General features: G+C 36.8%; 20 protein-coding genes. 4 read left to right on the top strand and 16 right to left on the bottom strand.

The window, feature by feature from the left end:
* Positions 1–40: 40 nt before the first annotated feature.
* The 5 genes from ilvN to pheA all read right to left on the bottom strand — a co-directional run bounded on the left by ilvN (position 41) and on the right by pheA (position 5,606).
* On the bottom strand, positions 41–547 hold the full coding sequence (gene ilvN / locus QA584_RS11185) for an acetolactate synthase small subunit (RefSeq protein WP_278274595.1): 507 nt from the start codon (positions 545–547) through the stop codon (positions 41–43).
* A gap of 140 nt (positions 548–687) precedes the next feature.
* Positions 688–1,689: a glycosyltransferase family 2 protein gene (locus QA584_RS11180; protein WP_278274594.1), complete on the bottom strand. Its 1,002-nt coding sequence runs from the start codon at positions 1,687–1,689 to the stop codon at positions 688–690.
* A 106-nt stretch (positions 1,690–1,795) separates the two neighbouring features.
* A complete protein-coding gene (locus QA584_RS11175) occupies positions 1,796–2,842 on the bottom strand; it encodes a glycosyltransferase (RefSeq protein WP_331487897.1) in 1,047 nt (348 codons plus the stop codon).
* A 178-nt stretch (positions 2,843–3,020) separates the two neighbouring features.
* Positions 3,021–4,322: a S1C family serine protease gene (locus QA584_RS11170; protein ID WP_278274593.1), complete on the bottom strand. Its 1,302-nt coding sequence runs from the start codon at positions 4,320–4,322 to the stop codon at positions 3,021–3,023.
* 144 nt (positions 4,323–4,466) lie between these two features.
* On the bottom strand, positions 4,467–5,606 hold the full coding sequence (pheA, locus tag QA584_RS11165) for a prephenate dehydratase (RefSeq protein WP_278274592.1): 1,140 nt from the start codon (positions 5,604–5,606) through the stop codon (positions 4,467–4,469).
* Between the two features lie 408 nt (positions 5,607–6,014).
* On the opposite strand from pheA, the gene QA584_RS11160 reads away from it, so the two are divergent.
* Positions 6,015–7,040: a DUF5050 domain-containing protein gene (locus QA584_RS11160; protein ID WP_278274591.1), complete on the top strand. Its 1,026-nt coding sequence runs from the start codon at positions 6,015–6,017 to the stop codon at positions 7,038–7,040.
* Between the two features lie 418 nt (positions 7,041–7,458).
* On the opposite strand, the gene QA584_RS11155 is transcribed toward QA584_RS11160, so the two are convergent.
* The 6 genes from QA584_RS11155 to QA584_RS11130 all read right to left on the bottom strand — a co-directional run bounded on the left by QA584_RS11155 (position 7,459) and on the right by QA584_RS11130 (position 13,912).
* Positions 7,459–8,625, bottom strand: a complete 1,167-nt coding sequence (locus QA584_RS11155; protein WP_278271556.1) for an IS110 family transposase — start codon at positions 8,623–8,625, stop codon at positions 7,459–7,461.
* A gap of 359 nt (positions 8,626–8,984) precedes the next feature.
* A complete protein-coding gene (folK, locus tag QA584_RS11150) occupies positions 8,985–9,812 on the bottom strand; it encodes a 2-amino-4-hydroxy-6-hydroxymethyldihydropteridine diphosphokinase (RefSeq protein ID WP_278274590.1) in 828 nt (275 codons plus the stop codon).
* Positions 9,813–9,822: 10 nt separating this feature from the next.
* Complete coding sequence (gene folP, locus QA584_RS11145) at positions 9,823–10,638, bottom strand: dihydropteroate synthase (protein ID WP_278274589.1); 816 nt, start codon at positions 10,636–10,638, stop codon at positions 9,823–9,825.
* Between the two features lie 182 nt (positions 10,639–10,820).
* Positions 10,821–11,375 carry a GTP cyclohydrolase I FolE gene (gene folE, locus QA584_RS11140; protein WP_278275147.1) on the bottom strand — a complete coding sequence of 185 codons (555 nt, stop codon included), beginning with the start codon at positions 11,373–11,375 and terminating at the stop codon, positions 10,821–10,823.
* The gene (locus QA584_RS11135) at positions 11,353–12,696 is read right to left on the bottom strand and encodes a bifunctional folylpolyglutamate synthase/dihydrofolate synthase (RefSeq protein ID WP_278274588.1); all 1,344 of its coding nucleotides are present in this window, start codon (positions 12,694–12,696) and stop codon (positions 11,353–11,355) included. Before QA584_RS11135 ends, folE begins: the two co-directional genes overlap by 23 nt.
* Positions 12,697–12,709: 13 nt before the next feature.
* On the bottom strand, positions 12,710–13,912 hold the full coding sequence (locus QA584_RS11130; RefSeq protein WP_278274587.1) for a class I SAM-dependent rRNA methyltransferase: 1,203 nt from the start codon (positions 13,910–13,912) through the stop codon (positions 12,710–12,712).
* Between the two features lie 186 nt (positions 13,913–14,098).
* On the opposite strand from QA584_RS11130, the gene QA584_RS11125 reads away from it, so the two are divergent.
* The 3 genes from QA584_RS11125 to QA584_RS11115 all read left to right on the top strand — a co-directional run bounded on the left by QA584_RS11125 (position 14,099) and on the right by QA584_RS11115 (position 17,424).
* Positions 14,099–14,443, top strand: a complete 345-nt coding sequence (locus tag QA584_RS11125; RefSeq protein WP_278274586.1) for a putative ABC transporter permease — start codon at positions 14,099–14,101, stop codon at positions 14,441–14,443.
* A 692-nt stretch (positions 14,444–15,135) separates the two neighbouring features.
* A complete protein-coding gene (locus QA584_RS11120) occupies positions 15,136–16,077 on the top strand; it encodes an MBL fold metallo-hydrolase (protein WP_278274585.1) in 942 nt (313 codons plus the stop codon).
* Positions 16,078–16,224: 147 nt separating this feature from the next.
* Complete coding sequence (locus tag QA584_RS11115; protein WP_278274584.1) at positions 16,225–17,424, top strand: GNAT family N-acetyltransferase; 1,200 nt, start codon at positions 16,225–16,227, stop codon at positions 17,422–17,424.
* An 88-nt stretch (positions 17,425–17,512) separates the two neighbouring features.
* Here QA584_RS11115 and QA584_RS11110 read toward each other — a convergent pair whose 3' ends face one another.
* The 5 genes from QA584_RS11110 to QA584_RS11090 form a co-directional block, all read right to left on the bottom strand.
* Entirely contained in the window at positions 17,513–17,755 is a 243-nt protein-coding gene (locus QA584_RS11110; protein WP_278274583.1) for a hypothetical protein, read from the bottom strand.
* 105 nt (positions 17,756–17,860) lie between these two features.
* On the bottom strand, positions 17,861–18,667 hold the full coding sequence (locus QA584_RS11105; RefSeq protein WP_278274582.1) for a TIGR03915 family putative DNA repair protein: 807 nt from the start codon (positions 18,665–18,667) through the stop codon (positions 17,861–17,863).
* Complete coding sequence (locus tag QA584_RS11100; RefSeq protein ID WP_278274581.1) at positions 18,664–20,115, bottom strand: putative DNA modification/repair radical SAM protein; 1,452 nt, start codon at positions 20,113–20,115, stop codon at positions 18,664–18,666. Before QA584_RS11100 ends, QA584_RS11105 begins: the two co-directional genes overlap by 4 nt.
* A gap of 130 nt (positions 20,116–20,245) precedes the next feature.
* Positions 20,246–21,409 (bottom strand): ABC transporter permease, encoded by a 1,164-nt coding sequence (locus tag QA584_RS11095; protein ID WP_278274580.1) that lies wholly within the window; start codon positions 21,407–21,409, stop codon positions 20,246–20,248.
* On the bottom strand, positions 21,396–22,532 hold the full coding sequence (locus QA584_RS11090) for an ABC transporter permease (protein WP_278274579.1): 1,137 nt from the start codon (positions 22,530–22,532) through the stop codon (positions 21,396–21,398). The genes QA584_RS11095 and QA584_RS11090 overlap by 14 nt, the downstream gene beginning before the upstream one ends.
* Between the last annotated feature and the right edge of the window lie 12 nt (positions 22,533–22,544).

Genomic DNA, 22,544 nt, shown 5'->3' with positions numbered 1-22,544 from the left:
ACAAAGGCAGGCGTTAAATAGTAACGCTGATTCCCGCAACTCAATCATCCAGATAATCTGCTATATCACCGGAACCTCTGGTAAGACCAGTAATTCCTGTTCTGACAATCTCTTTGATCGTATAACCTTCGAGTAATTTAATGAATGCATCAATTTTAGCCTGATTACCTGTTAACTCAATCATAAGGGATTCCATGGCAACATCCACAATTTTGGCTCGGAATATGTCTGCCACAGCAATAATTGCTTGTCTTTCTTTCACTGTTGACAGAACTTTTACCAGTATTAATTCTCTGCACACGGACTCATCCGGTAATAATTCCCGAATCTCTTGTACATCTTCCAGCTTAAGCAGCTGCTTTCTGATCTGCTCTAAAATCTGGTCATCACCATTCACTACTACCGTCATTCTGGAATATGCAGGGTCCTGTGTTTCCCCAACTGTTAAACTATCTATATTATATCCTCTTCTGCTGAATAAACCGGACACCCGGCTTAAAACACCGGCCGTATTATCCACCAGTATTGATAACACCATCTTTTTCATCGGAACCTCCATATAGATTCTTTGCTTTAAATTGTATTCATTTTAACAATATGAGTATTAATTGTCAATAATTAAAACATTTTTTTGAATACTAATTTGCCAGTGCCTGAAATTTTTAGAAAATTCTCAGCCATGTTTGATTACAAAATGTAAAAGAGACCTAAATTTCTGAGGATTCCAGTTTTCATAAAGCCAAATTTTAATATAAGATGTCTTCTCTTAATCCAGCTTTCGTTTAATATATTCGCCATGCAAGATACCTGTATTTTTTGCTTTTCAGACATTACAGGTTCATATATTTTATAAAATTCTTTCGCTTGCAGTGCAGTTTTATGAATTACTTCCTTTTGCTGTTGTAAAGAACTTACACGGTCAGTAATGTAAGATAGGAAATTCTGATTGCCAACTACATTATCCCCATGCTGTCTATAAAATAGTGTTACTGCAGGCAGGAAACTGATATGTCCGAAAGCCGCAGCAACCAATGCTACCCACCAGTCATGGTACCTTGCATTACACGGCTGCAGTTCTAGTAATTTCTGCAAGGATTCATTAAACATAACGGTACAGCCAATTAATTTATTTTCCATCATTATATGAGGAAGATCTACTTTACAGGTATCTAGTCTGCTGCTTTTTATAAAGGAGCGTTCCACAATATTTAATTCCTGGTCTACAACCAGAGCATCGGTAAATACTGCTATTGGTTGATCTGGTCCATATTTTTTTTCAACTTTTTTTATCTGCATCATTGTCTTACAGATTTTATCAGTCATCCAGACATCATCCTGGTCGCAGAACATATAATAATCCCTGATAAATTCAGGTTCCTCTTCCTCTGTCGCATTCCCTATTAACTCTTCCTCTGGGTCAGCAATTCTTTTATTGCATTCAGCAGCATATTTAACTCCCTCCAGGAAATTAAGGGTTACGCCTTTATTTACAGTATTTTGCTGACACATAACTTTACCCGGATAATGGCTTACATATTCTTCAATTATGCTAAGTGTATCATCAGTGGAACCATCATCAAATATCCATAATTTCCAGTTGTCATACTGACCTTTTATGATTGATTCAATCTGTTCCCTGATATATTTCGCTCCATTATAGGTTGCCATTATAATATTAACTCGATTCATTCTGTTTATCCTGACCTTTCCGGAAACATGCAGTCTATATTAGCAGACATCTCATGTTTATCATAATTTATTTCGTAGTGTAAATCATAAGCAAGCCGTCAATAATTTATCTCCAAAAGGAAGGGTTCATACTAAGTCTTTCAACCAGATTACGCGGAAACCGTTCATAATTCATTCCTGCCTTATACCCCAGGTATTTAAATCCGCTCTGCAGGATTAAATCAGGTATTAAATAATAATATTTTTGACTAAATAAATATTTTATAGTGTTCTTTACCAGCTTCATACCTTCATTTTCCGATTTTACAGCAGCAAAAATATGATCATATTGCTTTTGAGAAACTGCAAGATCAAAGTTTCTTTGAAATTGCTGTATATACGTATAATAATGTGAATGGAAAACTTTAGTTTCTGCTGAATATGCTATGGTATAGCCCTCATTAATAATTGCCGCTGCCATAATCATATCTTCATTAAAAATAGTTTTCGTTACAAATCCACCCAGAGAATCGTATACGTCCTTTCGATAGGCCGCACATACATTAGAACAGAAATAAGTCTTGATTCCAAGTCTTGGAAGATCCTTTAGGGTTTTGGTATAGCTTTTATCCGGATAATTAAACTGTCTGGTATAAGCTTCAATTATCCCGCTTTTTTGGTTGGCTAACTGTCTGCCATATACTGCTGCCACCAATGGGTCTTGAAAAGGCATTATGATTGTATTAACCAGATGGGAATCCGCAGGAACCGCATCCTGGGTCATAAAAAGCATGATTTCAGCCTGAGACAAGGAAGCACCGTAGTTTCTAGTTCCACCGTGATCAAAATCAGCTTTTTCTATATCATAGCACTCTACGGCACATTCTGGTGTGCCAAGACTTAAAGCATATGCTATATGCTGGTTTGCGTCCAAAGTCTCTTCTATTGTATGCAGTAAAATAATCCGATTGGGTTTTTTACTTTGTTTCACTAATCTCTCCATCAGCTGATTAAATTTATTATCGGGTTTATAAACCGGTATAATTACATCTACTGTGGCAGTATATTCTCTATTTATGAAAAGATCTTCTTCTTTATCTTCTTCAATTGTATCTTCTAAAACATTCTTTTCGATCATCTCTGTCTGGTATACCTCCAAATAACATAATTTCATAAGCCTATCATAACCAAGTATTAAATACCTGTCAAGCAAATCTATATTATAATTCATCACATATTGTAATATTTTGTCGCTTTTATATTTACCTTGCCTTAATATTCTTAGAAAAAGAACAACAGCGGCAAATATCTGCCGCTGCTATTCCAGTTTTTGATTATATATAATTATTGATTTAATTTCCAGCAGGTCTGGTATCAAAATCTACGTTAATTGTTTTATCAACGTACTTGCCGGCCTCTAAGGATTTTATTCCTACTGTGCCGCTTGAACCTGCTTTGGTATATCCTAAAACATCCTGCAGATCTGTCATGGTTTCAACACTGATATTATTAACGGATACAATAATATCCCCGACTTTTAATCCAGCTTTCTCTGCAGCAGAGCCTTTTTTGATTTCTCCTACATATACGCCTACCGGCATATTAAATCTTTCAGAGTAATCATTGGTAACATCTTTACCGGCTATACCTAAATAAGCTTTATCGCCATCAGCCAGAATCTGCCTGTTCATCAACTCATTGATAATAGGAATTGCATCTGTTATAGGAATAGCATAGCCTATACTCTCAACATTATCATCTACATATTTTACTGAATTAATACCAATTACCTCACCTTTGGAGTTAAGGAGGGCACCTCCGCTGTTACCAGGGTTAATGGCCGCATCGGTCTGTAATACGTGTAAGGTTACATCATCAACCGTTACTTCTCTATTTAATGCACTGACATAACCTACGGTGATAGACTGCCCGTAACCAAGGGCATTACCTATGGCTATTGCCATTTCACCCAGCTTAATGGATTTTGAATTACCTAAGGTTGCAATTTTTATATGATCAATGGTTCCTTCTTTTAAATCGGAAAGTTTTACGGATATCACCGCTAAATCCTTTCCTGGTTCCGTTCCTTTAATGGTTGCCGGTGCTTTTGTATCATCAGCAAAAACAATTTCTACGGATTTTGCATTGGCAACTACGTGGTTATTGGTTGCTATTAAAATTTCAGAATCATTTTGCGCTATTATAATGCCGGAGCCGCTTCCTTGTACATCCTGACTGTATTCTCTTCCAAATATATCACTTGTTGTCTTAGGCATTACTGAATTAATAGCTACAATAGAAGGCATTGCATTACTTACGACATTGGATACATCGCCCGCATCATTGTTCTGTCCGGCACCTGTTTCCAGAGCTACGACATTACCCGCACCGTTACTGCTGGTTTTCGTGGTCCCGTCCGTATTCTTATTAGTATTAGTCATTGAATAATACCCCTGGAAGGATGCTCCTGCAACCAAGCCAAAGACGGCTCCTGCTGCTACTATTTTGGTAAAACTTTTCGCCAGATTATGTTTCTTTTTTGGCTTTACATCAATTATAACTTCTCTGCCATCATAAATCCCATTGGTTGGATTAGATGTACTATTTATATTTTTCTCATTGTTGTTTTGGTTATCAAAAAAATCACTGCTCATAATGTTTCTCCTTTCAAACTTTAATTATATGTTTTATATTTATTTTTCTATATCTGATTAATATAACTAAAGTTTAACAAGAAATTATGTCTTCTTTGTGATTACTATTTGAATTTTCTATGAAGATTGACATTATTTTTTTTATTACCCGATTGATTTATAGCTCCCAAGTATTTTTAAGCTCATTGCTTCTTCTTTTATCCCAAATAATGCATTTTTGACACCGGCATCTTTTAAGTTTCCTTCAAAATCTACAAAAAAACGATATTCAAAAACCTTGCCTTCTAAAGGTCTGGACTCAATCTTAGTCATGTTTAGATTATTATAGATAAAATGTGACAGCATATTGTAAAGAGTTCCGCTGGAATGTGGCAGTTCAAAGCAGATACTGATTTTATTGGCATCTTTTATATAATTCTTTTCTCTTGCAACAATAATGAATCTGGTGGAATTGTTCTCTTCGTGATTAATAGCTTCTTCTAACACCGAAAGACCATAATATTCGGCGGCTTGTCTACTGGCAACTGCCCCCTGGGTTAAATCACCGTCTTCTAATATTTTCTTTGCGCTGTCAGCGGTACTGGTACATTCTACCGGTTTCATAGCGGAGTGCTGTTCTAAGTATTTCGAGCACTGCATTAATCCCTGGGGATGGGAATAGACCGTATTTATATTGTCAATTGATGCACCAGGAAGTCCTAATAAGGCATGTTCAATTTTCACCACATGTTCTCCGATAATTGAATTATCAAACTCTACCAGCAAATCATAAATATCTGAAATACCACCAGTGGATGTATTTTCAATCGGAAGCACCCCATAATCGGCTTCCCCTTCTTTAATAGACTGCATCACTTTTTTAAAGGAGGACGCATAACTCCTGCTTATATTTGTGCCAAAATACTCTTCCATTGCCTGTTCTGTATAGGAACCCCTTACTCCGAAACATACAACTTTCGTATCCTTATCTGTATTCAGTTTTTCTATCTCAGTAAATGGAACCTGATATTCCTCTTCGCTGATTAAACCGTACTGTAATTTGCGGCTCATGGACATAATCTGGGTAAATAATTCCTGTACCCCATGACCGTTAAAATCGTTACTGGCAAGTTCCTTTAAGACTCTTAATTTCTCCTGTTCTCTTTCTTTATCAAATACTTTCTTTCCTGTCTGAATTTTGTATTCTGCCACATCCTTAGCCAGTTGCATTCTATACTCAAACAATTCCACTATTTTTTTATCGATCTTATCAATTTCTTCCCTGCTCTGCAATAAATCAACCATATGACCTCATTTCCGGATATTCCATCTTTGATCGAATCCTCTGTAACTGTTAAGTTGAAAACAGGTATTTCAACCCTGGTATCCTGTTCATGTAATTAAAAATATTTATATCCTCAATTATATAACATATCACCGCGTTAATGCAATCCTTAAGAAGAATCATTGCATAATATAACTTCCGGATTTATAATAAAAGTATAATATATGGAAATAACCCGTTCAAATTTATTGCCCTGATAATAATACAGAATTTATACTTTAGTAAATTACCACAAAACAAATTTAGGTAATTGCATAGCTCCATTCTTGCATCTGCATACATGTATTAATACAATATAGGAGTTTAACCTTACCCAGAGGATATTTAGCAATTGCCTAAAAATAATTACCTGAAAGGAGAAATCGGTTATGAAAAAGTTAATTAAAATCATAATATCTTTATTAATTCTAGTGATTGCCGGACTGCTGCTTTACAATATTATTAACTCCTCACGTACCGTATATAATTCAGAGGATACTGCCGGTAATACATCCGGCAACTTGTTTAACGGTGGTTTGTTTCTGGAATTAAACCAAAAAATTTATTTTAGTAATTTAAATGATAATGGCTCCCTTTATTCCATGGATTTGGCTCTTGATAATTACAAAAAAATAAATAAGGACAGGGCTGCTTATATTAATGGAGCAGGAAAATATCTCTACTACACACGGATGAATTATAAGAATAAGAAAACCACCAAAAGTGTATTTTCTTTTAGTAACACAGGTATTTACCGTATTAATTTAAATGGAGGAAATATAATAAGTCTTTATGAGAATCCCGGCGGACTAATTAACCTTTATGGTAATACTTTGTATTATCAGCATTATAACAGCAAGGAAGGACTTAAATTATATCAGGTTGGTATTGATGGTAACGATGAGAAAAAAATATCTGATGAACCGATACTGCCTATGACAATATGGGAGAACAGCTTGTATTATACCGGTACTGACAAAGACCATTACATTTATGCCAGGAATCTGACTACCGGAAACAGATCTCTTGTATATGATGGTAATTGTTATGCTCCGATTATTAACAACAATACGATTTACTTTATGTCCCAAGCCGATGATTATACCATATACCGGATTGAAAAAGATCAAGAGACTCCTGTTCAGATTATTAATCAGCGATGCAGTACCTATAATATAACGGAGGACGGACAATATTTATATTACCAAATCGACAATAATGAGAGTAATGGAATCGGAAGCCTTAATTTGACCACCGGGGAACGTACCGTTATAAAAGAAGGGAATTATAAGAATATTAACATTGCCGGGGGTTATGTCTTTTTTGAAGACTTTGAAGAACACAATATTTACTATCTGCCTGTTGGATCAGCTAATAGCGTATCTGTCTTTAATCCACCGGTAGATGATAAATAGAATTTAATACTGGGTAAGGCAGTTGCAAGTACCAAAAATTGATTTTATGTAAATTATGTGAGAATACATAAGGTAAACTTAATCGGTTAAAATACTAAATTAAAACATGATTATGCTATAATTCATAGATTCTCATTCTGAGTCAAAACTATATCCGTAAGTTCAGGCAAAGAATTATAAGTTTTGAACAAAGAGACTGGCTCGCCAGACTCTAGCGCTGACGCACTGTCACGACAGTGACAATCTTCCTTAAGTGCGTCATGCGCATCCTGCCTGGAAGGCTTTTTTATTGCATAGACTAACTATGTCAAGTAGTTATTTTATATTAGTTTACTGTTATATAATTGTACCTTGAAAATAGCATGACAAATAAAGCACCTTGAAAGCTGCCTTGAAAAATTGATATGAGAGATAAGAACTACTTTATGTAAGCTTCATGTTTCATTTCCATACAGTAAAGAACTCTGACCAGTTTTTTTGCAACGTGGGAAACTGCAACATTATAAGGTTTTCCTTCTGCCAGTTTTTTCTGTAAGAATAAACTGAAATTAGTATCCCATTTACCAACATTTTTAGCGGCTGTATAAAGTGCGAAACGCAGGTATTTTGAGCCTCTTTTAACCATTTTGGCATGGGTAGACGTATACTGCCCAGATTGATAGATAGATGGCTCCATTCCGGCAAATGCAAGTATTTTTTCGGCATTAGAAAAATCAGAAAAATCACCTATTTCGGCATGAATGATAGCTGCAGTTGTATAAGAAATACCGGGAATCGTTATAAAAGGAGAATCTATATTTTTAACAATCTCTTTTATTCTTTTCTCAATCACTTCGGTTTGTTCCTGCAGCAGAAAAATGCGAGCTAGGGTTTGTTGTAATTCAATGGTCTGTATGCCATCGCAGGTTCCGATTGATTGTTTGGCTGCTTCTTTGATATCAATTGCTTTTTGACGACCATAGTGACCTTTTGAATGTTTTGATAAAAGGTTAGTCAAACGAGTCAGATGAGCCTTTGAAATAGCGTTAGTATTGGTGTATTCACTCATAAGGTGATAAATCGAATTAACCTGTAGTTCATGAACTATTTTCTCTAATTCGGGAAAAATGATATTCATCAACCTAGCGAACGATACTTTGAGCCTGGAGCAATCTTTTACAAGGTTAAAACGATATCTTGTTAGTGACTTTAGTTCTTTTTCATGGTATGATGCAGGTGCATAGGGCGTTAGCTTCTGTGTCATCAGCATTGATACGATTGATTGGGCGTCAGCCTTGTCCGTTTTCGTCTTTCTAAAGCTTAGACTTTTTTTGTATAGACTAGTGTGAAGCGGATTGATAATAAAAATGTGGTAGTTTTTATTAGCGAGGAAATCAGCGATATTGTTGCTATAATGACCAGTTGCTTCCAGCCCTATTTTTATTGTTTCAGGGTTATTGGTGAAGGATTGCATACGTTGAAGCAAAAGAGAAAATCCAATAAGATCATTAGAAATGGTGAAGACAGGGAAAAGAATTTCGCCGTCCGAACTGGTGATAAGACAATCGTGTTTATTCTTTGCGACATCAATGCCTACGTAAATCATAATAATAGCTCCTTTTAGTAGATTGACACTGTTGCTTATTCCACAGAACTGCCTGCTATGTAGCCTCGTGCTAATTAAAACGTCATGCGTTATCTAACTGATCAACATTTAAGCAGGCAACTGTGGTTATAGCCTATGAACAAACGTCTAAGCGTTAGGTAAGTTCGACTAATCCACAGTGCCTATAAACAGTATACACTTACTCAAGAAAAGAGTAAGGAACTAATATCAATTTAACATACGAGGTAAGTTCGAAGAAGTTTCCTATGCAATGAAAAATAGCATAATCGTGCTTTTAATTACTGCCTATGATTTTAACAAGTATCCAATATAGCAATAGTGCTGTATAGATTAAAAATTCATTCGTTAGCGCTGTATGCTAACTCCTCATATAACCGGCAGACAGTTTTTCCATATACCGGATGTACCAGTGCCGGAGCAATTTCACACATGGGTGACAGCACAAATTCTCTGTTTTTAATTTCAGGATGAGGGATGGTTAACTCCTTTGTCTTTATAACTTCCTGGTCATAAAAAAGGATATCCAGGTCAATGGTGCGGGGTCCCCAGTGTATCGTCCTTACACGTTTTAATGTGTTTTCAATCTGTTGAATGAGTTCTAAGAGTTCTTTGGGAGTCCTAAGGGTTTTAAGTTCCAGCGCAGCATTTAAAAAATCCGCCTGCTCTACTCCCCCTACCGGATCAGTCACAAGGTAGGAGGATATGTTCGTAACTTTGCATAAGTCATCCAGGTCCAGAAGTTCAATTGCTTTATTTAAATTATTTTCTTTATCCCCCATATTAGAACCGATGCTTAAATAAACACAGTGCCAGCTTCTTTCCATAACAACAGAAACCGTTTCCAAGGGCAGAAGAATCGGTGCCCAGGGTTTTTTCACTTCTAATTGTATTTTATCGATCATTGGGAACTGGATTAATATCTTACGAGCCAGATGCTCCGTTAAGGTTTCAATTAATTTAAAGGTTTCCTTTTCCATCTGTTCTTTTATAAAATGGCATACTTCTCCGTAATTCACTGACTGAGTAAGATCATCTTTTATGGCAGCCTTCCTTAAATCTGCATAAAGTATTACCGATACCAAAAACTTCTGACCAAGAACGTTTTCTTCTCTATACACACCATGGTGACAGAATACTTCCAGATTCGTTATTTTTATCTGATCCATTATCCACCTCTTATTCCTTATGTTCCTTTAATATAGCTTCCGTCATTTTAACTGCCCTCCAATTAGCCAGTACATCATGGACACGGATTATACTGCATCCTTTCATTACTCCCATAACCGTTGTTGCTATTGTACCTTCTAACCGGTCCTCGGCAGGCAAATCAAGAGTAAGTCCGATTACAGATTTTCTGGAAGTTCCAAGTAATACCGGCAGTTTAAACTGTTTAAGCTCCTCCAGCCGATTCAATAATATGAGATTCATCTCATATGTTTTACCAAAACCAATACCCGGGTCTATTATCATCTTGTCCTTTTGTATACCTGCTTCTAAACCTATTTCTATACTTTCCTGCAAATCAGAAATTACCTCTTCCATATAATTTCCATATACGGCTTCCTTTCTGTTATGCATAAGACATACGGGAACCTGATACTCACTTATGATACCCGCCATGGCCTTATCATATTTTAAACCCCAGATATCATTGACCAGATCGGCACCTGCGAAAAGGGCTGCCTGTGCCACCTTGCTTTTATAGGTATCAATAGAAACGGGTATATCAAAATTCTTTTTCAATTCCTTTATTACAGGCACTACCCGTTCAATTTCTTCTTCATCCGAAACTTTTGTATGATTCGGTCTGGTGGATTCGCCTCCCACATCGATTAGCACAGCACCCTCATCGATTAGCTGATTGGCGTGAGCCAGGGCTTTAGAAACCGTATTGAATTTACCACCGTCTGAAAAGGAATCCGGTGTTACGTTTAAGATACCCATTATATGGGTATTTTCTTTCAGGTTAAATTCTTTTTTCCCTATAAGCATAAAATCTCCTGTTATTAACTATCTGAATTAGACCAGAGTAACAAGAATAGTTAATACTATATTTTTATCCATTAAATTGTTACGATAAACTATCATAATAAACTAACTTGATAAATATCTTGATAAGCTATCTTGCTAAACTATATTGATAACTGTTACCTCATATTATCATCAGCTTGACCTTATCTGATTAACTGAAAAAAGGTATTCCTCATTTCCGTATTATCTTTAAATATCCCTCTGCCAAGAAGTGTTGTCGTTTTTGTTCCCGGTTTTTGAACTCCCCGCATGGTCATGCACATATGCTCTGCTTCCAGCAATACAATGACTCCCTTGGGTTTTAAGTATTTCATAATGGCATCTGCTATCTGGGCCGTGAGCTGCTCCTGAATCTGAGGCCGTCTGGCATATGTCTCAACGGTTCTTGCAATTTTACTAAGCCCTGCAACTTTTCCATCCGGTATATATCCAATATATGCTTTTCCATAAAACGGAAGTAAATGATGTTCACAGACAGAGTAAAAGGAGATATCTTTTTCTATTATAATTTCATTATTAACAGCCTCGAATGTTCTTTCAAAGTATTCCTCTGGTTCCTTATTTAAACCGCCAAACAATTCTTCACACATCTTTACAATTCTTTTTGGAGTATCTGCAAGACCTTCTCTGTTAACCTCCTCACCGATTCCCTCCAAAAATAACTTAACTGCTTCCTCAATTTTCTTCTGATCCATAATTTACTCCTTCCGCAATTAAGGCAGATACTTCTTCTAAATAAGAAAGAGAACCAAATGCAATTATCACATCCTCCTCACCTGCTGCTTGATAAGCCTGTGAAACCGCACCTGATACAGTACCCGCATCAATGACCTGGCGGCAGTATTTTTCTGCTGCTTTTGCTAGTACCTTCGAAGAAAGCCCTCGGGCATTGCCAGGTGTAATGGTATATATTCTGTCTGCGTAGGGTGCTGTATGCTTTAATACGGCAACATAATCCTTATCTGCCAGAACTCCCATAATAAATAGTAATCTCCGGTGGGGAAAATAAATTTTTATATTTTCTGCAAGAGATATGGCTGCAGCTTCATTATGGGCACCATCTATAATAAACAACGGCTTATCTTTCACTACTTCAAAACGACCACTCCACCTGGTACTTAAAAGTCCGTTTCTTATATCCCTCTCTGAAATAGAGTATCCTAAGGCTTGTAGGGCAGTAATCGTTAAAACCGCTACGACAGCATTCTTAACCTGATTTTTGCCTAAAAGTTTTATTGTTAAGTTCTCCAGTTTTTCATAGGAAAACACTGTTCCAGTTATATTTTGCTCTTTTATAAGAATCTTATTAAAATCGGCAATTGTTAATACTGAGTTGTTATTTTTACAGGTTTCTTTAATGACCTCTTCGGCTTTTTCATCCTGCTCATAGGAAATCACCGGAATCCCTGGTTTTATGATACCAGCTTTCTCTGCGGCAATCTCTTCTAAGGTATTGCCCAGAATATGCATGTGATCCATGCTGATGGAGGTTATAACGGAACAGACTGTCGTGGTAATTACATTCGTTGCATCAAGTCTGCCTCCCAGACCCACCTCCAAAACCACCATATCACAACGACTGTTCACAAAATGCAGCATAGCCATAGCAGTTTCTATTTCAAATACGGTAGGATGAGGAAGCCCGACCTCCATCATAGCACTGCAGGCTTTACTGATTCTTTCTATATATTCGGTAACTTCTGCTTCCTTGATATAATCAGTATGAACGGCTGTGTTATCCTTTACGGTATTATCCGTCCAGGATATCTGTATCTTCTCAAAATAACTAAATACAGACGGTGATATATACCTTCCGACACGGAACCCGGCAGCTGCAAGTATATTCGCAAGATAAGCTGCTGTAGAACCTTTGCCGTTAGTTCCTGCAACATGGACAAATTTTAAACAATTCTGAGGATTATCCAGTCTATCCAAAAGTATTCTCATACTCTCCAAACCCAGTACGCTGCCATACTGCTCCGAAGCCTTTAAGAATCCATAAGCTTCTTCAAATGTCATAGCACAAGCCCCCTTACCGCTCTTCACACACCTGGAAAATGAAGAATTTCAAATAATAAGATTCATCCGCCGCCCATAGAATTGGATGATCCGGAGACTGGGTACGGTATTCAACCTGTCTCAACCGTTTTCTGGTATTTTTAGCGGCTTGTCCAATGGTTTCAGCAAATAATTCCGGTGTCATAAAATGAGAACAGGAACAGGTTGCAAGATAACCGCCATTCTTAATTAGTTTCATGGCCCTTAAATTGATTTCTCGGTAACCCTTTACCGCATTCTTAATGGAATTTCTGGATTTCGTAAAAGCAGGGGGGTCTAGTATGATAACGTCAAACTTCTTATTCTGGCGTTCAAGTTCCGGTAATAATTCAAACACATCGGTACACATAAAGTGGACGGTATCCTGTAATCCATTCAAGCGTGCATTTTCATTGGCCTGCTTTATTCCAAGTTCAGAAGCGTCCACACCGGTTACACTTTTGGCACCTGCCAGTCCGGCATTTAACGCAAAGGAACCCGTATGGGTAAAGCAATCCAGTACTTCGGCGTCCTTACACAGCTTTTTAATGGCTTCCCTGTTATATTTCTGATCCAGAAAAAAGCCGGTTTTCTGCCCGTCTTCCACATCCACCAGATATTTAACACCATTCTCTGTTATTTCTACCTTCGTATCAAAAGGTTCACCGATAAAGCCTTTTATCCGCTCCATTCCTTCATTACTTCTGACCTTGGCATCACTTCTTTCATAGACACCCCGGATTATAATACCCTCTTCCTTAAGGCAGCATTTTAAGAGTTCTACAATCTGCTCCTTCATTCGATCAATACCAAGAGCCAGCGACTGTACAACTAAGACATCATTAAATTTATCTATTACAATACCAGGAAGAAAATCCGCTTCCCCAAATATAATCCTGCAGCTGCTAGTATCCACCGTCTTTTTACGATACTCCCATGCCGCCTTAACACGGTTTTCTAAAAATGCATTATCTATCTCCTGCCCTTTTATTCTTGACATGATCCTTACCGTAATCTTAGATCTGGTATTAATAAATCCGCTGCCCATATAATAATCATCAAAATCATGAACGACGATAATATCACCGTCAGTAAAGTCTCCGCTTATGGAATCTATTTCATTATCATAAACCCACATGCCACCGGCTTTTAAGGTTCTTCCTTCTCCTTTTTTTAACTTGACAATTGCTTTCTCCATCGGCTGTTTTTCTCCATTTTCCACATAATGTTCTTCATTGACAACAATTATACCATAGAAAGCAGGATTGTCAACGAGACGAAACTCTCGTGATAGTGTATAGGTTTTCCAATTTCCGCTTATACTAACGACATGAAAAAATGTTTCCTAAGTAACTTCTTATTATGCGGGCTCAGCGGCTGGTGTATGGAATGCTTTTGGACCGGACTGCATTCTATCATCACCCATAAAGACAAAGCCTTATCCTGCCGCACTTCCGTATGGATGTTTCCCATATATGGTATGGCAGCCTGTTTAAATCCAATTTGCCGTAAGCTAAAAGACAAGAGTGCTCTGTTTCGGGGAGGTGTTTATGCATTTTTTATTTTTATCACAGAATTTTGCACAGGTAATTTACTAAAAAAATTTGGAGCATGTCCTTGGGATTACAGTAAGGCAAAACTAAACTATAAAGGTCTGATCCGGCTAGATTACGCCCCTGCCTGGATACTAGTCGGATTGTATTACGAAAAATTATTAAACCGGTCATAAATTATGCTATCAACGAACATACTCTGTAAATTAATATAAACAATAATATCCATTACTAACCTTTTATGTGCGATAAACACCAGCAAAGTATTGTTGTAAATCAATTATAAAGAATTACCGTCCAGTCATAGACATGAATTATGACGGTAACAAGTCTTTACGGCAAAGCCACTCTAAAAATAAATTAGTTAGTAATCCGTTAAACCTATGCATATTATTATAATAACTACAGAGTATGTTTCAAATGATGATATCTTATTTAAGTCACGTTTTTAGTACAGGCTTTTACTCATATTCTATGCAACAATTGCTACACCATTTAGACCGTACATATTTTATCGTTTTTAGTGTTTGATAGCCAGCTTGTGGAGCCTGTGAAATTTTTTCGGTAAATAGGGAATTCTATGATAATTAGAGCAGATGGAAACGTATGTGAGTGCCATCTGCTTTTTAACTATATACCCAATAGGATTCATTGTCGATATAGGATTGTATTATTCGAGTATTTTAGATAAAATAAAGAAAACGACAAATCGGAATTGACCGAGCTGAAACTACTGATAAAAAGCATAGCTTGAAGATAGCAAGTGGGAGTCTTTTATCATAATCATAAAAGTAGTGATATACTTATGTTTCCAATCATGCAAACAAAAAGAGTGACATTAAGACCTTTACAAAATGACGGTTTTTGAATGTATCAACAAAACGAAGGTGATGATTATAAAGAGATTAAAACACTGGACGATGTGAAAAAGCTTACCGATAATACCGTAATGATATCGAGAGCAATTTATGAAAAAAAGAGACTAGAAAGGAGGTCAATCGAAATGAAACTGAACGAAAAAGGCCAAATGGCAGCACCTGCTACCTGTAGGATGACAGCCAAAGATTTTGAAAATAAAGGTGGAACAAGTATATATTGGTTAGGTGGTGGCGGAGCCATGATAAACAGTGAGGGCACAATCATCATGATTGATCCCGTATTGGAAGGGTTTGATATGCCGTTATTAATTGATATACCGATTTTACCACAAGAAGTCCCTGAGGTGGATTCGGTTCTGGTTTCCCATTCAGATAATGATCATTATTCCAGAGCTACCTGTAAAAACTTGAAATCTGTGTGCAAGGCATATCATACAACGCTCTATGTGGCTTCATTAATGAAGGAAGAGTGTGACATTGATGGAAATGGGCATGATATAGCAGACCATATTCAAGTGGGCGAGATAGACATAGAACTGACACCTGCAGATCACGCCTGGCAGAGATTGTATGAAAGCTATAATTACCGAGTATGGGAAGACAGAGAATGTTGTGGATTTTATTTACGTACAAGAGATGCAAAAATCTGGTATGTTGGAGATTCCAGATTAATGGAATGCCAGCTACACATGGATCCACCGGATGTAATACTCTTTGATTTCTCAGATAATTATGTACATATTGGTTTAGAGAATGCATACAAACTAGCCAATACTTATCCTGATGCAAAGCTTGTGCTGATTCATTGGGGAACAATGGATGCACCAAATGAGAAAGCATTTAATGGCAATCCGCAGAATATCTTCGATCATGTAGTCAATCCAGAGCGCGTAATTGTGCTGGCACCAGGCCAGGAATACAAAGTTCGTTAAGAAAAGAGGAACTTCTAAGTTGATTAAGTTTATTCAGATATGTTTTTCTGCTATAATAAAGCTATAATTATTTCAACGGCAATATAAAAGCTGACAATCATACTTTACCTAAACAACAGGATTAACAGAAAACAGGAGGAATACGATATGCTAAAGGCTGTAATATTCGATATGGACGGTGTCCTGATAGACAGTGAGCCCCTTCATGCCAGAGCTGCAGTAAAGGCACTAGAACATTTGGGTTATAACGTAACAATAGAGTATTGCTATCAGTTTATAGGTTCAACAACGCTTCATATGCTGGAAGTAATGAAACAAGAATTTAACATTCCACTCGAGACCAGGGAGATGCTGACGGTCTATCAGGAAACCTTACACAACTTAATCAAAACAGAAGGCTATGAGCCAATTCCCTATACCAAGGAATTAGTTATTGATTTATATAACCATGGGATGAAGCTGGCGATTGCTTCCTCTTCTACCGTCAAAGAAATTGAAGCTGTCGTTAAAGCTTTGGGTATCAAGAAATATTTCACTAAACTAATCAGCGGTACCACTGTTTCACAGCCAAAACCAGCACCGGATATATTTCTTAAGGCAGCAACAGAATTAGGCGTTAATTGCAAGGACTGCATTATTATTGAAGATTCTTATAATGGTGTAAGTTCTGCCGTTGCAGCCGGTATCCCTGTTATTGGATTTGCCAATGTCCATTCCGGAAATCAGGATTTATCAAAGGCATCCGTTTTGATTGAAGGCTTTGATGAAATTGATTTTAGATTTATTGAAAACATCTATTTACGTACCTATAATATTCCTATAACAATTGCTGTGACAAACCGGTTAATTCTTCGCGAATTATCGGTTAATGATATTCCCGGCATGTATCAGATCTATCAGAATCCGGAAGTGAAACGATTTATTCCGGATATTGATGAATACCTGGAAAATGAGGTAGAAAAACATAAAGCCTATATAAAAAATGTATATAATTTTTATGGTTATGGTTTATGGGGCGTATTCAGTAAAGAAACAAACGAACTAATCGGTAGATGTGGTATCCAGAATACCTTGATTAACGGTACGGAGGAAATCGAATTAGGGTATCTGCTGGATGTAAACCATTGGGGATATGGATATGCTTTAGAATGTGTGAGAGCTATATTAAACTATGCATTTTGTGATTTACATATTGAGCGGATTGTCGCAGTAATTCATCCACTGAATACAAGATCAATAAAAGTTGCCGAACGAATTGGGATGGAAAAAAAGCAATCTATACATAAAGAAGAGATAGAATACTGGCTTTATGTTATAACTCCTAACATTTTTTTATCAAAATTTTAAAAATTAAATATTAATAAATACAAAATAAATAACGGCATTAAAAACGAGTAGAAAATGTATTTTCTGCTCGTTTTTATTAGTAATTTAATTACTTATTATTGTTGCTGGTCGTATTACCAGTCAAGGTATCATCTACCGTAGTACCTATACCTGTTGTATCATTATTGGTATTGATGGTATTACCAGTTCCATTGGTTCCGGTTCCAGTACCGGTTCCAGTTTGATCTGATGTAGCTGAATTATTAGTGCCATTATTTGTTGTCCCACATGCAGTAAAAGTTAAAAATGTCAGACAGCATACCGCCATTAATAAATATAATCTTTTTTTCATGGATACTCCTCCTGAAATATTTAATTTTACGCGAATAGTATCTCACTGATTAATTTATTTATGCATACTTCATATGTCAAATACGTCTAAATTGGATATTTTATACTAGTTATCCTTCGATTTATCTTTTTCCTCTGATGAAAATTCAAGCATGTTACTTCTGAAACGCAGCGGCAGATTATTTCTTTGCAGCTTAAAATTTTTGCGTTCTTCTATTGCAATAGAATTAAAAAATGCTTTCCACAATAATTGAAACTCTTCTTCGTGATCTGATAATTCCTCGAATCTATCCAGATTAAAATCGTCTGCCAGTACATAGATCCAAGGAAATCCGCTTCTATGTACTACAGCGGTTTTCCTTTTTTCATCATAAATTACAAAATTTTCAGAATTAAGACGGTCCGAGAAATGGGGTGCAATAAGTCGTAATATATCATTTCTGGGATTAATTTTAGCCAGTAAAACATTATTCTTACTTTCCATAAATCGGACAAACCCAAGGAAATGATGTGTCTCATTACCAACATTACGCCTTAAATTAAATATATTAATAACAGCATCATGACTTAGGTAGTCTACCACCTTAGGTCCAAGGGAAAACCCAAGAATAAGGAACCGATAAATAATATCTCCTTTCCCTGCTTCATCGGAAAGAGCTGCATAATATATCATTTCAAAAGCTTCTTCCGATATTTTTTCTCTTATTGATCTGGCTACTTTGACAGGCTTTTCCTCATCTACAGGTACTTCGATATATTCTGAAAATAATTCCATATTAAAGCTGTCCTTGTCTGCAGTTTTAACCTGAATCCTTATGTTCTCATGTCCGTACCTGCTGCTCCAGGCATCATAGATAGCCGTAAATATACCGTCTATACTGTCTTCGCACATATATATTCTTTTTGGTATCATAAGTACATACTCCTGACACCGGACTGATTAAAGGAATTGAAATTAACATCATCAAATAGTGAGAGTTGAGTATAAAGATTGCCACCTTCCATTCCAAATGGTAACTTTTCTTTGACACTAATTAACTGGTTGGTAATATAATTCTCCTCAAGCTTGATGGGATACATCATTTTACCGCTGCAGGTTATAAAGTACAAAGCTCTTTTTAACACAACACCGATTTTTTTCAGATCTTCAAACCGCAGATTGGCAGCTTGTCTTGCTTTTACGATTCTCTGGGCAGACTTAACCCCAATACCCGGAATCCGAAGTAATGTAAAATAATCCGCCTTATTCACCTCTACCGGAAACTGTTCCAGGTGACCTAATGCCCAGTTGCACTTGGGATCAATTAATATGTTAAAGTTTGGTCTGGTCTCGGATAATAATTCCGAAGCCTGAAAACCATAAAACCGCAGCAGCCAATCCGCCTGATACAGACGGTGCTCTCTAAGCAGCGGCGGTCCGCCGGGAAGTGACGGCAGGGAAGTATCCTCATTCACCTGAACATAAGCAGAATAAAATACACGTTTTAAATCAAATTTCTGATATAAACTTTCCGCTACGGTTATGATCTGATAGTCATTCTCTGGGGTAGCACCAATAATCATCTGGGTACTCTGACCAGCAGGAACAAATCCCCTGTTGCCAGTCGGCCTCTTTACCAGACCCAGTACGGGGGAAACCGACACTGGCAGGTTCTCCTTATTACTTTCTTTCTCTGAAAGAAGTAACCTTTCCCTTCCGGCTGCATCCGACAAACGTCCGTAGGATTTTAGACCTAATGCTTCATTCCTTCCTAGCTGTATCTGCTTCATGGGTCTTAGTATGTTCTTACGGCTTTTATGAGGAGCTAAATTCCTTAAACCATCGGCAGTGGGAAGTTCCAGATTCACACTCATACGGTCCGCATACCATCCCGTCATCTCAATAAGAGACGGATCTGCTCCAGGGACAGCTTTACAATGGATATATCCATTAAAATGATATACTTCCCTAAGCATCTTCAGAGCATTACACATCAATTCCATGGTATAATTAGGACTTTTTAACACACCGGAACTTAAGAATAAACCTTCTATATAATTCCTGCGGTAAAATTCCATAGTCAGGGTACATATTTCTTCCGGAGTAAAAGACGCCCTTACAATATCATTCGCTGCCCGGTTAAGACAATACTTGCAATCAAAAATACACTCATTTGTCATTAATATCTTTAATAAAGAAATACACCTGCCATCTGCAGAAAAAGTATGGCAGATACCACAAGCTACAGAGTTACCAATACCTCCGGGTGTCCCGCTCCTGTCTACTCCACTGGAAGTACATGCCACATCATATTTGGCAGCATCCGATAATATTTCTAATTTTTTCTGTATTGACATATGTTCCTGAATAATCACACTCATCTTTTCATCTCGCTTTACAAACATTTGTTTGTTTTTATTGTAGCACATTTTCCCAGACAAATCAAGATGTTATCAAACATTTGTTTGCTTTTCAAAACTGCTTTACAATAGTTTATCCGTAACATATTGATTAATTATTCTGTCGCTTATTTTTACTAATGACCAGTGATAAAGAAAACAACGCGGCTGCAAATCCAATTTGAATCAGCATATAATAAATGATACTCTTTATATTCTCCCAATCTAAGCGGGCTAAACCGGCAATGGTATCATTTCCTTTAATAAACCAATATAACGGAGTAAAGCTGGCCATTTTTAGAACTGAATCCCCCAATAAAAGTTGTGGTACAAAAGCTCCGCTGATAAAACTGAGTCCTAAAGGCAGTACCGTAGATAAGGCATTATTCGCCTGCCGGCCTTTTACGAGTATGGCTGCTAAATAACTCATGCTTAATGCACTAAAGGAAAATACAATTAAATTCAACCAGTATAGTAAGACATTCCCATTAACAGTTTTATCCTGATTAATTAGAAAGCCAAAAAGAATAAAAAACACATCATAAGTCAGCACAAATATTAGATTTCCGCCAATCAGCTGCAAATTCATATCCATGTTGGTCAAAGGAGTAACCATATTTCTGCGTAAGATATCTACGTTGTGGAACGTCAGCATAATCATCCCAATTCCCAAGAGACAGCAGCTTAACAAAATGTAAGAGGCCGTATTAAAATACTGATTATAAAAATTGTTTTCCTTTCCTTTATTATTATCCTGGATAAAGGAAACCTGAGTGGTTTTTTCTAAATCCTGCCTTATTTGGACCACCAGATCTTCTTCTGATATATCCGGCAATGCTTTTAAATATAATCTGGCAGCATTTAAATAGGTATTTACTGCATTGTCAACAGATAAATTATACGTTCCTCCCGGTATGTTTTTTTTCTCTACCTCGACCTCCTTACCGGCTAAAAAGTCTTCTCCGAAATCATATGGTATCGTAAGTATATATTCAACCTGATGAAAAAACAGGGCATCCGACAATTTAATGTCATTATCTTCGTAAACTTTAAAATCGCAGTATCTGCTTATATAATCCAGAAAATCCTGTACCAGTATACTGTCCTTATCATAGTTAATCAATGCAGTTTCTATTTTTGTTTCCTCAAAACCGGCAGTATCTTTTCTATGGTTCGTAGATAAAAGAAAAATTAAAACTGTAAAAATAATAAGATATATTATTAAAGCAGGTGCAGCACTCTTTAATAGTTTAAAATAGAGTTTAAATACTTGCATATTCTCTCCTCCTTACTTCATAGTACGTGACTGCCCCAAATAGTAACGTTAGAATGCAGAGCATATAAAGATTTTGAAACAGCTTTTCATAGCCTTCATAATAATACAGGCAGTAAAATGCATCCGTAATCAGACTGGAAGGGTTGACATAGCTAAGGATCGGAGCCTTTGCAGCAACCAAATATTTCAAATCAACTGCAACCATGCCGGAGAGAACTCCTCCGCCGATTACCACTGCATTTAAGATTGCAGAACGTACCTTAACATTTGCTTTTACCACCACGCAGATCATTGCACCTAAAGAAATTCCGCAAAGAGAACCAAGTAAGGCTGTTAATAAGACAAATCCAAGTTTATTACCAAAATCTATTCCAAGAACCTCATTTAAAAAGAACAGCAAAAAAAGAATACTGATGTAATGAAGGGTAAATGCAGCCATAAAATTAATGAGCAGCAACTTTATTTTATGAATCGGCGATACATTAATTCTAGCGCCAACTATTGATTGGTTAGCCTGGATATCAATCATTTCACGAAATCCCCAGTTTGTACCAAACATGCAGGCCAGCCCAACTAGGGTATAGAAATAAATCAGGGTAACATCCGGGATTCTCTCCTTATCATTGCCGTCTGCTATATAGTTCTTATAATGTGAGATTTCTTTCACAAAACCGGCATTAACCGTTTTCTGCTTAAGTGCACCGATAGACTTTGCAGTCTGGCTCATATGCAGGTAATTGTCTGCAAAAGCTTTTAATATGGATTGGTTTATACCATTCTCCTTTATATAAAGTTCTGGGGTATCCGCAGCTATGATATAGCCCTCAATCTGATCATTCTTAAGGAGTTCCTTTGCCTCCTCCAGGCTTTTTTCCTGAACATCAAATATCTTTTTACCTTCCTTTGTCTCAACTTTTGCCATAATATCAGCAAGATTACTACCCATGCTGTCCTCTGTTACAACTGCCACCGGTATGATATCTATATATTTATCACTGCTTAAATTATCAAACCCCATATAGAAAAACATGGCCAGGAGAAATGGAAATCCAAATGACCAGAATACAGTCTCATAACTTCTGCACAAGCACTTTATTCTCATCTTATACAACTGAAATGCCATGGTCTTCTCCTC

Source organism: Anaerocolumna sp. AGMB13025 (assembly GCF_029689925.1).
Classification (GTDB): domain Bacteria; phylum Bacillota; class Clostridia; order Lachnospirales; family Lachnospiraceae; genus Anaerocolumna.
This window is presented reverse-complemented; position numbering and strand designations above follow the sequence as displayed.